The organism is Enterococcus sp. AZ109, from assembly GCF_051714625.1.
Taxonomy (GTDB): Bacteria; Bacillota; Bacilli; order Lactobacillales; family Enterococcaceae; genus Enterococcus_A.
Genome location: NZ_JBIOSF010000001.1, coordinates 965527 through 979594, shown reverse-complemented (window position 1 = coordinate 979594; position 14068 = coordinate 965527). Strand labels below are relative to the sequence as shown.

Annotated in this window: 11 protein-coding genes; 10 read left to right on the top strand and 1 reads right to left on the bottom strand. The window is 39.5% G+C overall.

Annotated features, from left to right (window positions below):
• Positions 1-38: 38 nt before the first annotated feature.
• Positions 39-1823 (bottom strand): PrpR N-terminal domain-containing protein, encoded by a 1785-nt coding sequence (locus IGI42_RS04730; RefSeq protein WP_438714585.1) that lies wholly within the window; start codon positions 1821-1823, stop codon positions 39-41.
• Between the two features lie 169 nt (positions 1824-1992).
• Between IGI42_RS04730 and IGI42_RS04725 the strand changes: the two genes are divergently transcribed.
• The 10 genes from IGI42_RS04725 to IGI42_RS04680 all read left to right on the top strand — a co-directional run bounded on the left by IGI42_RS04725 (position 1993) and on the right by IGI42_RS04680 (position 14032).
• On the top strand, positions 1993-3234 hold the full coding sequence (locus IGI42_RS04725; protein WP_438714583.1) for a four-carbon acid sugar kinase family protein: 1242 nt from the start codon (positions 1993-1995) through the stop codon (positions 3232-3234).
• Positions 3235-3244: 10 nt separating this feature from the next.
• Positions 3245-4402, top strand: coding sequence for an iron-containing alcohol dehydrogenase (locus tag IGI42_RS04720; RefSeq protein ID WP_438714581.1), 1158 nt, complete (start codon positions 3245-3247; stop codon positions 4400-4402).
• Between the two features lie 62 nt (positions 4403-4464).
• Entirely contained in the window at positions 4465-5490 is a 1026-nt protein-coding gene (gene pdxA, locus IGI42_RS04715) for a 4-hydroxythreonine-4-phosphate dehydrogenase PdxA (RefSeq protein WP_438714580.1), read from the top strand.
• A gap of 138 nt (positions 5491-5628) precedes the next feature.
• Positions 5629-6795 carry a sialidase family protein gene (locus tag IGI42_RS04710; RefSeq protein WP_438714578.1) on the top strand — a complete coding sequence of 389 codons (1167 nt, stop codon included), beginning with the start codon at positions 5629-5631 and terminating at the stop codon, positions 6793-6795.
• Between the two features lie 45 nt (positions 6796-6840).
• On the top strand, positions 6841-7749 hold the full coding sequence (gene dapA / locus IGI42_RS04705; protein WP_438714577.1) for a 4-hydroxy-tetrahydrodipicolinate synthase: 909 nt from the start codon (positions 6841-6843) through the stop codon (positions 7747-7749).
• A 217-nt stretch (positions 7750-7966) separates the two neighbouring features.
• Positions 7967-9250 (top strand): SLC13 family permease, encoded by a 1284-nt coding sequence (locus tag IGI42_RS04700; protein ID WP_438714575.1) that lies wholly within the window; start codon positions 7967-7969, stop codon positions 9248-9250.
• Positions 9251-9274: 24 nt separating this feature from the next.
• A complete protein-coding gene (locus IGI42_RS04695; RefSeq protein ID WP_438714574.1) occupies positions 9275-9622 on the top strand; it encodes a 2-dehydro-3-deoxyphosphogluconate aldolase in 348 nt (115 codons plus the stop codon).
• A 312-nt stretch (positions 9623-9934) separates the two neighbouring features.
• The gene (locus IGI42_RS04690; protein WP_438714573.1) at positions 9935-11755 is read left to right on the top strand and encodes a beta-glucoside-specific PTS transporter subunit IIABC; all 1821 of its coding nucleotides are present in this window, start codon (positions 9935-9937) and stop codon (positions 11753-11755) included.
• Positions 11756-11768: 13 nt separating this feature from the next.
• Complete coding sequence (locus tag IGI42_RS04685) at positions 11769-13178, top strand: glycoside hydrolase family 1 protein (protein WP_438714571.1); 1410 nt, start codon at positions 11769-11771, stop codon at positions 13176-13178.
• A 17-nt stretch (positions 13179-13195) separates the two neighbouring features.
• Entirely contained in the window at positions 13196-14032 is an 837-nt protein-coding gene (locus IGI42_RS04680) for a PRD domain-containing protein (protein ID WP_438714570.1), read from the top strand.
• The last annotated feature ends 36 nt before the right edge of the window (positions 14033-14068 follow it).

The following is a 14068-nucleotide window of genomic DNA, read 5'->3' as shown; positions in this document are numbered from 1 at the left end:
GCCATCAACTTAAAACTGTTAAAACGTAAAACCGATAGTTACTTCTCCTTCAAGTAGCGCCAAAGGGTAGTACGACTAATTCCTAATTGCTCGGCGGCTTTGGTTTGATTTCCACCGTTTTGTTCCAAGATTGTTAAAATAATTTCTTTTGTGTAATCGAATAGTGTAGGGTGTTCAACTGTATTTTTAAACGTGAAGGACGCGAGCTTATTGGTTGAAAAGTTTTGAATGAGTCGTTCTTTTTTCAGCAATTCTGATACTTGATGCTCAGAAATATAATGGGTCGTAGCATTGATTACCAATTCCTTAATCGCTGATTGCAGCTGATTTAAATTCCCCGGCCAGTCATAAGCTAAAAATTCCTTCAGCCCATTAGGGTCAAAGCCCATAATTTCTTTGTTGCATTCTATGTTGATTTTGTTTAGCAACAAGGTAGTAATCACACTAAGTTCATTTCTGCGTTCTTTGATAGACGGTGCGTAGATGCTGGCACAGTTTAATTCAACTAACAGACGATTGTAAATCGTTTGTTCACTAGATCGATTGGTATCGTAAGTAAAAAGCAACTGGTTTCGCTGTAAGAGCTTGGTATTTTTAACGATGGTTATCAGTCGTTCAACATCGACTAATGAAAGCTGTTCTACATGTTCAAACATGATGGTGTTATTAGCATCTACTAAGGGTCCGTTGGAAGCATTCATAAGAAATTTCCACATCTTTTCATTGATTAATTTTGCATCAATGGAAATAAGATTGTTGTTGTGGGTTTCTTGATTCAAAAAGGCTTGATAAGCAATATTCGATTTGGCAGTGCCAGTTTCGCCAAAAATAAGGATTGCTTGGTAATTATTTTTCACCTTTTGGAGCTCCTGCTTAGTACTTTCTTGAATAAATCGGGTAAACAGCAATTTAGTTTTGAAGATATCCGCTACTTCTGCTCTTTTTCGATAAAGAATCCCAAGCCGATTATTGGTTACCGGCGGGGAAGAAATTTTTACGATACAGCTATAGTAAGTCGAGTCATCAACGGTAAAACTTTTTGTATGGAGATTGTAGATTTTATTCCTAATTGTAGGGTAAAATTGATTTTCGTTCTCTAATTCTCCTTTAGCACGCAAGTACTTTAAAATCGTTTCTTCTAAAGGAGCACCCAGATTTGAAAACTGAATTTGAAAGTTTTCATCAAAGATCATGCCTTCTTGTTTTTGGCTGCTAATGCCCTGTTCGAGGATCGCTTTTTCGTGTTTCACCTTTTTTAAATACGTTGAAATTGTTAAGGCTTCTTGATAGGCATGCTTGATACTTTCAAATCCAGAAGTAATCAGAATCGTGTTAAGGGATTTAGTTAGTGCTAACCGATTGGTAATGGCATCACACAAAATCATTTCGTAATGTTCTTTAGAAAGGATATCTAACGTTTTGCTGGCATCGGTGGTGTCGTTCAAGGTGATAATTTTAATATTGTAGCCCAAAATATCGCACAATAAATGAGCCTTCTCAGTAATACTGGAATAGCCAACGATCGCAAAATTTTTCGTATAATTTTCTGCCAAACGAATAGCTCCTAAAATGTCGTAGATGGAAATAGAGACATCAATGACAGGGATCGATACGGAACGTCGGATTAAATCAGCTGTTCCGCCACGGGAAATAATCGCATCATAATCATCGCTATAAAGTTCGGCAGCTAGACGTTGGCCTTCTTCTAAATCAGCCGTGTAGATATCTGATTGGATATCGCTGAATTGTTTACTAACAATATTCATAGAATTGTTCAACTCTTCGTAAGGGGCAATTCCTAGTAGTTTAATCGTTGTAGTCATAATTATTCTCCTTGGTGTTCCATATAGTAACAATTATAAAGGATTATCTTATACAAAAGTACGTTGATTGGAAATTCGTTTCAAAATTAAACGGTTTTTTTCTTTTTTAGATATCCTTATGGCTAAGATAAGCCTAAAATGAATTTATGAAATCCAAGGTGGTGAACGAATGTTAAAACTATTAGTCATTGCAGATGACTTTACTGGCGCTCTTGATACAGGTGTTCAGTTTTCTAAGCAAGGGGTCAAAACATTAGTCTCAACTAATACGGATTTAGAATATAGTGATCTAGATGAATCAATTGAAGTCTTAGTCATGAATACTGAAAGCAGATACCTGAGCTTTGAAGCAGCTTATCAGCAGATTCAAATGATAATTGTAAGCGCTCAACAAGCAAAGATACCTCACATATATAAAAAAGTAGATTCTGCTTTAAGAGGAAATATAAGTGCTGAGATTAAGGCAGTGCTAGATACAAGCCATCAAAAAGTCATTCCCTTTCTCCCAGCTTATCCAGAAATGAAGCGTGTGTTAATTGATGGCAATCTGTACATTGACCAAGTCCCTGTAGCAGAAAGTGTTTTTGCTGCTGATCCTTATGAGCCGGTAACGGAAAGTAATGTGCTGAGGCGTTTGCAGCAGGAAGCGGATATTGAGGCGCAGCTGATTCAAGGAGATATAATTCCCAAAGAAGCTAAAGGTGTGCTGGTTTTTGATGCTGAAACGGATGAAACATTGATGCAACAGGTGAAAGCGTTAGAAAAAGCTGAACTGCTGTCGATAACCATCGGCTGTGCGGGTTTTGCTAAAGTATTAGCGAAACGATTGTTTCCAAACGGACAACCACTTGCATATTCATTAAAGAATCCATTAGTAGTGATTTGCGGCAGTGTAAATCCGATAACCAAAAAACAAATCGAGCACGCGGAAAGCAAGCATTACCCGCGGATCTCCTTATCACCTCATCAGTTATTGAGTTTAGAGTACTGGAAAAGTTCAGAAGGTCAAAAAGAACTGCAAACGTATCTAACATTAATGGATAAACACCCATTATTAGTTTTTGAAACCTTAAGTGAAAAGACAACTGAGAGCCTAACGGTTTATAGTCAGGAAAATAATTTACCAGCTTCAGCGTATCGTTTTCGAATTGGTCAATCACTTGGCAGCTTAACGCAAGCCTTGTGGACTAAGCATTCAGAAAATACCTTCCTCTTTACGGGAGGAGATACCTTGTTTCAGTCGATGAACGTTTTAGGCGTCAATAAAATAGAACCAATTGCTGAAATAAGTCCAGGTGTGGTTCTTTCAACGATCGAATGGAACAAAAAGAATAGGCAGGTAATTACGAAATCAGGCGGTTTCGGCAGCGAAGAGTTGTTTGAAGAGATTAGTCAAATCAAGAAAAAATAGGAGGAATAACATGTTAACAGATTACAGTTTGAAAATGCCCAAAAATATTAGTGCTGGTGAACACGCAATTGAACAATTAGAAGGAATCATCGCACAAGGTGTAAATAAAATCGTTATTTTTACAGATAAAGGAATTTTAGGGACCGGATTAGTTGATTTACCAAAAGAAATTGTTGAGAAGTCTGGTATTGATTACACCATTATTTCAGATATTCCAGCAGAGCCAAATTATCATGAAGCTCAAGCAATGGTGGATGAATTTAAAAAAGAAAAGGCTGACTTTATTATCGCAATCGGTGGCGGCAGTGTCATGGACGTAGCGAAATTAGCCTCGGTTCTGGCAACCGATGAGTATAAAGTGAAGGATCTGTTAGATGATCCGTTACTTGCTAAAAAACAAATCACTAGCTTGATGATTCCAACTACTGCTGGAACAGGTGCCGAAGCTACACCGAACAGTATCGTAGGCGTACCAGAAAAAGATTTGAAAATCGGAATCGTCAATCCTGAAATGATTGCTGATTACGTCATTTTAGATAGCCGCATGATTAAAAACTTACCAAAGCCAATCGCTGCAGCTACTGGTGTTGATGCTTTGTGTCACGCAATCGAGTGCTTTACTTCAGCAAAAGCCAATCCCATCAGCAACACCTTCGCTTTAGAAGCACTAGACTTAATTATGAACAACATTATCGAAGCATGTACCAATTCTGAAGCATTAGATGAAAAAGGTCGCATGTTATTAGGTTCATTCTATGCTGGAGTTGCGATTACTTCTTCCGGAACAACCGCTGTTCACGCACTTTCTTATCCACTAGGTGGGAAATATCACATTGCCCATGGTGTATCCAATGCCATGCTATTGACACCAGTAATGAAATTTAACGAACCGGCGATTAAAGATTTGTTAGCAGTTGCCTATGATCGGGTAGTAAAAGATGGAGACAAAGATCTGGCTGTAGATGAAAAATCAGCTTACATGATTAATCAATTAGAAGAAATTGTGAAAATACTAGAAATTCCTACTAGTTTGAAAACCTTCAATGTACCTGAAGAAGATTTAGATGGTTTAGTAGCTGCTGGTATGGAAGTTACGCGTTTATTAGTAAACAACAAACGAGAAGTAACACCTGAGGATGCTAAAAAAATCTATTTAGAAATTTTGTAATCTCTGGCACAACTGAAATATCTATAAAATTTGGTTCCTCAAACAAAAGGAGATTTGAAGCAATGAAAAAAATTGTCGGTATTACGATGGGTGATCCTGCCGGAATTGGACCAGAAATTTCACTAAAAGCTTTTCTAAAAGCCGATTTGTATGACAGATGCAATCCACTTTTAGTCGGTGACAAGAGTGTTTTGGATCATTATCTTACAGAGCATCCGGAATTGGATTTGACGATCAATCCGATTGAAAATCCCAGTGAAGGCAAATACACACTAGGCACAATTGATCTGATTGACCTAAAAGTAGTCAACATGGATGAGCTGCCAATTGGTGAAGTGTCCAAGGTTGGTGGAAATGCTGCTTTCCAATATGTCAAAAAAGTGATTGAGCTGGCTTTGGCTAAAGAAATTGACGCTACAGTGACCAACCCTTTAAATAAAGAAGCTATGAATGCTGCCGGACACCATTATGCTGGGCACACCGAAATTTATGCTGAGTTAACAGGAACAGATAAATATACCATGATGTTGGCGGATGGAAACTTGCGTGTGGTTCATGTATCTACCCATGTTTCTTTACGAGAAGCGTGTGATCGGGCGACAAAAGAACGCGTGTTAGATGTGATCCGAATCGCCGACACCGCTTGTAAAAACCTAGGCATCAAGAATCCACGTATTGCAGTTGCGGGGTTAAATCCTCACTGTGGCGAAAATGGACTATTTGGTCAAGAAGAGATCAAAGAAATCAATCCAGCCGTAGAAGCGGCAAAGGCAGAGGGCATCAACGCTGAAGGCTCGCTTCCAGCCGATACCGTCTTCTCTAAGGCAAATGGCGGTATGTACGACATTGTCGTGGCTATGTATCACGACCAGGGACATATTCCGTTGAAGCTATTAGGCTTTGTTTACGATCAGAAAACAGCAAGCTGGGAAGCAGTAAAGGGTGTCAATATTACCTTGAATTTACCAATTATTCGTACGTCAGTCGATCATGGAACGGCTTTTGACCAAGCAGGCAAATGGACAGCCAGTGAATTAAGTTTGGAAAATGCGATTGATTATGCCATTCGCTTAGCTGAAAATTCCTAAACGAATAAGTGTTGCTAAATTGACCCACTGCTATCAAAAGAATACGCAGTGGGAGATTAGCAGCCAAAGGAAATTCATTTACAATTATCAAGTAAGCGCTTAATGAAGAGTAAAAATGATATAGGGGGACTTCAAAAAATGGCTATAAAATTACCAAGTGTACGGGCGTCAGAACCCAATGGTGTGGTTTATCGTGATGAATTTATGAACGTTGATTTTGGTTTGATTCCAACCGGCGGCAACAACACTGCCCATGCACCAACGTTAATTGAAACCAAAGATGGCGGTATGTTATGCGCTTGGTTCGCCGGCAGCTTTGAAGGCAGCGGCGACATTTCGATTGTCGTATCGAAATTAGATCCTGAAACTCAAGTGTGGTCAGTGCCAGTAACTGTTTCAAAAGGCGAAGACCGCAGTGAACAAAACCCGGCTTTCTTTCGAGCACCGGATGGTCAAATTTGGCTAATCTATACGTCTCAATTAAGTCGTCAAGAAGGCAAAGACAACATGCAATTCACTTCTATCATTATGGTCCAAAAATCAAGTGATGAAGGTGAAACTTGGGGCGAGCCAGAAGTATTGTTTGCCAACGAAGGAACGTTCTCTCGCCAAGCGATCCAAATCTTAAGCAATGGTCGCTGGATTTTCAGCACCTGGTTATGTGAAGACTCACCTGATGGATTGACCAATGATCCGACAGAATTTCAAGTGTCTGATGATCAAGGGCAAACGTGGAAAGCCGTCCGGATGCCAGATAGTCGAGGCCGTGTACATGCCAACGTGGTGGAAGTAGAAGAAGGACATTTAGTGGCCTTCATGCGCAGCCGCTTTGCCGATCATGTCTACTCAAGTGAATCAGTTGATTTCGGTGATAGTTGGAGTGTACCTAAAGCCACTGTTCTACCAAATAATAATGCTAGTGTCAGTGCGATTAAGTTACAATCCGGTGAAATCGCTTTAGCTTATAATGTGAATGCAGCGAACAATGCAGAATTCGGCAAAGTTGCTTGGCCTGGATTGCGAAATCCAGTAGCAGTATCAGTAACTGAAGATTTTGGTAAAACTTGGCCAATTGGTCGGGTGTTTGAACCAGCAGAAGGTTATATCGGGATTGAAAACAAGACCAATAATTCGCAACATGAATACCCAACAATTTATCAAGATAGCACAGGTGTCTTACATTTAGTCTATGCTTACAAAAATCGAATTTGTGTTAAATACGTACGTTTTACAGTAGAAGATCTATTTGGCAAAAAACGTGAAGCAGAAGGACTATACAATCCAACTTCAGGCGAAGGCGTTTAAAATAATCAGAATGACTAAAACCACAAAAAAAGAGGAGCGATTTGAATGAAACAAACTGAATTAAAAGGAATTATTACCCCAATTTTAACACCCATGCATGAGGATGAAACAATCAACGTAGAAGAACTACGCGCACAAGTAGAACGCATGATCGAAAATGGCATTCACGGCATTTTTCCATTCGGGACTAATGGTGAAGGCTACATTTTAACAGCAGAAGAAAAGAAATTAGTCGTAGAAACAGTGGTTGACCAAGCCAACGGCCGAGTGCCAGTCTATGCTGGAACCGGAACGATCTCAACGAAAGAAACAATTGAACAAAGTAAGATGGCCCAAGCTGCAGGAGCAGATGTTCTATCTATTATTACGCCTAGCTTTGCGGCAGCCAGCCAAGAAGAATTGTACACTCACTACAAAACCGTTGCTGAAGCAGTGGATATGCCAATTGTTTTATACAATATTCCAGCACGAACTGGTAATGCACTTGCACCGGCAACAGTCGGACGTTTAGCTCAAATTGAAAATATTATTGGTGCAAAAGACTCTAGTGGGAACTTCGCTAATATTCTAGGTTACATTGACGCCGGTAAAAAGAAAACTAACGGTAAATTCTATACGTTGTCTGGAAATGATCAGCTAATTATTTGGACATTGCTAGCTGGCGGAACTGGTGGAATCGCGGGTTGTGCTAACGTGTATCCTCAAACAATGGCATCAATTTACGACTTGTTTGTGGAAGGCAAAATTGAAGAAGCGAAACAAGCTAATGAAAGCATCCAAAGCTTCAGAGCGTGCTTCAAATACGGTAATCCAAACACAATTGTGAAAACAGCAACGCGTTTACTTGGACACAATGTGGGACCTTGTCGTGCACCATTCAACCAAGTGCCTGAAGAGGGTATCGAAGCAATTAAAAAAGTGTTAGAAGAAAATAAGGCCAAAGGCATGAAATAAGCCTAGGTACTTTGTGTGGCTGTGACATAATACGTCACAACCACTAAAAAACAGATAATCGGTGTAACTGAAGCAGCTTTTTTAAGAAATAAGCCGTATAATCGCAAAAGTATAAGAAGCTATTTTCGGATTATACGGCTTACTTCTCAGAGCTGAACACTTCTGTCACAACCTCATTCAAAAAAGGGATGTATAAATAAAGCTTTAGGGGGATATTATGACTATTCAAATGATTATTGCCTTAGCAATCACCGCTTTGATGATTGTTTTAATAATGATTGATAAACTACCATTTGGCGCTCCGCCATTGTTTGCCTGTCTATTATTAGTTATTTTTGGCATTACCGATATTCAAGGAGCCTTTGCTGGGTTCTCCAATTCTACCATTGTTATGTTGGCTGAATTTATGGCAATTATTGCTGCCTTACAGAAAACCAATTTTATTGTTGTGTTTAAAAAGGCAATGTTTTCTATGGCTGATAAAGGTGGATTTAAATCTTATGTACTAATTATCTTAATTGTTATGCTAGGCTGCAGCTTGTTTGGAACTGGTTCAACGGCTTATTATGTACTTACTATTGGCTTGCTTTCAACCTTACCTTACAGTAAAAAACTTCCGCCTTCAAAAGTTATTATGACTGCCGGATTTGCGGCGAATCACCCATTGATTCCATTCAACACCGCTTTACAATACGGAATCGTTACCGCTGTTTTGGGAGCAGCTGGCCAAGCAATTAATGTTTCTGTTTTCAAGTTTGCGATTGTCAATTTCTTCTTATCAATGGGATTCCTATTAAATTGTCTGATTCAATACAAATTCTTACCTGATCATTCGATTAAAGACGACGATACAGAAGATGTTAGTCCTGCTGACGGAGACACTGTTTCAACGTTGCCTCAATGGAAACAAAATGTAACTTATGGTGCCTTTATCTTTGCGGTTGTCGGTATGCTATTACAAAGCAGAATCGGTGATGCCGGTTATGCCATGGCGGGTCTATCAGTTGCTGTTATTTTGATTACAGGTGTTCTTGATTTTACTGAAATCCGTGATGCATTAAGCGCACCAATCATCTTAATGTCTGCTGGTGTTATTGGTGTGGCGGATGCCTTGGGAAGTACTGGGCTAACGAATTTAGTCGGTGAAACGGTTGCCGGTGTGCTAGGGACAAACGTGAATCCGTTCATCATGATCTTTGGTTTCTGTATTTTGACCAGTCTTTTGGCTACTTTAACGGGCTCAACGATTGGGACAGTTTATGTATTTACGCCATTAGCGATTGCGGTATGTACTAGCCTAGGTCTAGATCCAACAGCCGCAGCTTGTGCGATCGTAATTTCTGGCTGGTGTGGCCACTTCCTACCAATCGACGGAATGCCGGCGATGATCTTAGGGTACGGGAAATACTCGGCGAAAGAGTTTTGGGTCTTTACGATCCCGCAATATTTCATTCGATTAATCGCACTGACCGTGGGCGCGTTAATCATGTTCCCTATGTAAAAAATTTGAATAAGAGGTGCTAAAATGTCAAACAAATTTGAATTAGAACATATCGGTATTAATACTGAAAACGCAACGGAAGCTGAAGAGCTGGCAACACTGTTAAGCAGTATCTTTAATTTAACTCCTCGTCATGGACAAAAATCTGAATTCGCTGGCGATTATTTTGAATGTATGAGAAGTCCATTCTTGGGTAAAAATGGTCATATCGCAATGCGAACACCCGATTTAGAAAATGCGGTAGAAGAGTTAAAAGGAAAAGGACTTGCCTTCAACATGGATACAGCTGCTTATGATGACAACGGGAAGCTGAAAAACGTGTATTTAGATGGAGAATTTGGTGGTTTTGCTATCCATATTTTGAATAAGTAAATCGTAATCTTTCGTATCAAAGTAATGGCGCCAAAAACATTGTTTCTACAGTGTTTTTGGCGTCTTTCTCATTTTTACTTGTAAGTAAAAGCGGGTAGATAATTCGATAGACGTGGAGTTGGTATTCAATAAAAAAATTGGATTCACCTATTGATTGCGCTATCATTCTATGCTATTATTCAATCACAGCAAAATAACGTTATTGGCATGTTACTGATTATGCAGGCAAGACCAAGACAAACTGAGACTTCAAAGTAATTTGGAGGATGGTTTGGCTTGGTCTTTTTTATTTTTTTAAAAGGGGAGAAAAGAATGAATTATCGAGAAGTAGGAACTAAGGTATTGGCATTGGTGGGCGGCAAAGAAAATGTTGTTAGTCTAACTCATTGTGCAACAAGATTACGGTTTGAATTAAGAGACAAGCAAAAAGCAGATACTAAAGCTTTGGAGAAAACTGCAGGGGTAATTAGTGTAGTCGACAGCGGCGGACAGTATCAAGTGGTGATCGGCAATGAAGTTCAAACTGCCTTTAAGGAAATTCAAAAGGAATTAGGAGAGTTGCCTAAACAGCAAAAGTCGACTGAAAATCAAGAGAATATTATTTCACGACTTATCAGTGTCATTTCAACCACGTTTACTCCGATGATTCCAGCGATTACTGGTGCGGGGATGGTTAAAGCAATTTTAGCTGTATTAACTCTGACTGGTGTACTAGCAGATACTAGTCAAACCTATATTATCTTAAATACGATCGCAGATGCTGCCTTTTATTTCATGCCTGTGTTGTTAGCTTATGGTGCGGCAATCAAATTTGAAGTGAGTCCCATTCTTGCGATTACAGTAGCTGGGATCTTACTGCATCCAAATATTTCGCAATTATTTTCAACAGGTGATCCGGTTTCTTTCCTAGGCATTCCAGTGTTAGCAGCCGATTATGCCGGCTCCGTTCTACCGATTATTTTTACGGTATGGATTATGTCTTATATCGAACCTTTCGCTGACCGAATTTCGCCATCCTTTATCAAATTTTTCACTAAACCAATGCTGGTCTTCTTGATAATGGGACCGTTGGCATTAGTTGTTATTGGACCGTTTGGGACGTTACTTAATGATTTAGTTGCTATCGGAGCTGAGTGGATTAACGCTAAAGCAGCTTGGTTGATTCCCTTTTTAATGGGCGGATTACAGCCTTTCCTTGTTGTAACTGGGACAGCTTGGGCGATGACTCCGATTGCAACGATGCAATTAAGCAGCTTCGGTTCGGAAATGATTAACGGTCCTGGTATGTTGGCTTCAAATATCGCGCAATCAGGCGCTACCTTTGCTGTAGCCTTCAAAACCAAAAACAAACAATTAAAACAACTGGCCGTTTCCACCGGAATTACTGCTTTGATGGGGATCACTGAACCGTCTCTTTATGGTGTCACTTTGAAATTAAAGAAACCATTGCTGGCTTCAATGATAGGTGGTGCAATTGCTGGATTATACGCAGGTCTTAGTGGTCTAGTAAGATATGCCTTTGTATCTCCAGGGCTAGCGGCGTTGCCGGCTTTTATTGGTGAGAACCCGATGAACATTGTCCATGCAATTATTACTTGTTTGATTGCTTTTGTCGCAACATTTATTATTGCTTATCTAATTGGCTTTGAAGATGTTGTTGAAGAGCAAGACGAGGTAACCACTACAGAATTTAAAATTGAAAGTCCAGTAAAGGGAACGATCTACCCAATTTCTGAAGTAAACGATAGTATCTTTTCAAAGGAATTGCTAGGAAAAGGTGTGGCTATTGTGCCTGAAGAAGACACGATTTATTCGCCAATTAACGGCGAAGTAATTACTGTTTTAGAATCCAAACACGCCATCGGTCTACGCTCAAATGATGGAGTAGAAATTTTAATACACATTGGAATCGATACAGTAAATCTTAAAGGTAAGCCTTTTGATGTTTTCGTGAAAGAAGGAGATCGAGTTTCTATCGGGCAGAAATTGATTGTCGCCAATTTTGATGAAATTCAACAGGCTGGTTACGACGATACGGTCATTTTAGTGGTGACCAACAGTGAAAATTTCCGAGTAATCGACACAGCTGAGGGGACCCTAGCTGATAATGAAGCACTTTTGGTAATTAGTTAAGGAGGGGATTTTTGTGCAATACAAACAACTTGAGGTGTTTCCCAATCATTTTTTGTGGGGGGCTTCCATCAGTGCGTATCAGGCAGAAGGTGCCTACCAAGAAGATGGGAAATTGCCTTCAATTATTGATGAATATCAACATAACGAGGATGTAGCCGGATTTGAGGTGGCCTCGGACTTTTATCACCACTATAAAGAGGACATTTTGCTTTTTAAAGAGCTAGGTTTAAAAGCATTTCGTTTTTCAATTGCCTGGACACGTATCATGGGCAAGAACCCAGAAGATAAAAATCAAAAAGGAATCGATTTTTACCATCGAGTTATTGATGAGTGTTTGAAAAATGGGATCGAACCAATCGTAACTATGTATCATTTTGACTTGCCCTATCACTTAGAGGAGCAAGGCGGATGGTTGAACCGTAAAACGATTGAGCACTTTGTCGATTACGTGAACGTACTGTTTACCGAATATGGCGATAAAATAAACTACTGGTTGACAATCAATGAACAAAATACCATGATTTTACATCCTGGAGCTATCGGTTTGCCTAAACAGGGCTCATTGCCAACTAAGAAAGAGCTTTTTCAAATGAATCATCATGTGCTGTTAGCACAAGCACGAGCAATTGCTCTTCACCATCAATTAGGTTTGAAGGGAAAAATAGGTCCAGCGATTAATTTGACGGCGATGTACCAAGCGACCGCTAAGCCTGAGGACGCGATTGCCGCCCACAATTGGGAAACGCTTCGCGGCTGGTCTTTCTTAGATGCTGCGGTTCGTGGAAAATATAACTATTTATTTGAAAAGTATTTGAATGATCGCAAGATATATCCTAAAATTAAAGCAGAAGATTTCGACATTTTGGCGGCGGGGAAACCCGACTTCGTTGCGATCAATTACTATTCTACGGCAACGATTTCGGCAAGTAAAAATGATGGCTCTGATGTTTCGCCAAGAGCTGGGGATCAACAAATTATGCTTGGTGAAGAAGGTGTCTACCGAGCAGCTGAGAATCCTTATGTAGATAAAACACCGTATGGCTGGGTCGTTGATCCTACAGGCTTAAGGTTAACCTTGCGTAAGCTGTATGATCGCTATGAGCTGCCAATTCTAATCACCGAAAATGGTTATGGCGCACCAGACACAATCGATGAAGAAGGTAAAATTCAGGATACTGACAGAATCCATTATCTCGCAAAACATATTACAGCAATTCAGGAAGCATTGACTGATGGCGTAGACGTAATCGGCTATTTACCTTGGTCAGCAATTGATGTAGTCAGCACACATCAAGGATTTAATAAGCGATATGGCTTTATATATGTTGACCGAACAGACAAAGAATTAAAAACGTTGAAACGCATAAGAAAAGACAGCTTCTATTGGTATCAAAAGGTGATTGCACAAAACGGATTGGATTAGGGGAAAAGGTGAATCGAATGAGGGTTTTTAAAACGTTAAATAATAGCTTGGTTTTATGCCACGATAAAAAGGGCAAAGAAGTCGTTTTAATGGGTAAAGGAATTGGCTTTCAAATGAAAAAAGGCGACCTCGTTCCAGCGGATAAAATCCAAAAAATATTCAAGTTAGATTCACTTTCCGACTCGCTAAAGAAAGATTATATCAAACTATTTGAGGATGTTTCGGACGAATTAATCATTTGTGTTAAAAAAATCATCGACTATGCGAATACTAAGTATGACGGAATGCTGAATAAGAACTTGTTTTTTACCCTGATTGATCATCTGAATTATGCGATAGAACGAAGTGAAAAGGGAATTGTTTTCCAAAATCGTTTACTCATCGAGATTCAAAAGTATTATCCTAAAGAGTTCGCCATTGGCTGTTATGGGATTGATTTATTGAAGGAAACGCTTGGGGTGGAACTTTCAGAAGAAGAGGCGGGGAATATAGCGTTTCATATAGTGAATGCGCAAAGTGAACAAGCAAATATGGAAGAAACAATGCTTTCTGTAAAAGCTTTGAAGGATATATTAACGATGCTAAATTACTTATTCCCAGAAAAGAAGGTGGATAAGGAGTCGATGCTCTATTTAAGATTCGTTACCCACTTACAGTTTTTTATCGCCCGGATGATAAGAAAAGAAGAACTCCCTGAAAAAGATCAATTTCTTTTAGCCTCGGTGAAACAGCGTTTTCCCAAAGAGCATAGTGCTGCTTTAAAAATAAAAGAGTATGTTGAAGAGGAGCTACAAGCAACTGTCAATCAGGATGAGTTATTGTATCTAACCCTACACATATCAAGAGTCTATTAATAAAAGTGAAAGCTGTAAGATCTAAACTATCAGTGC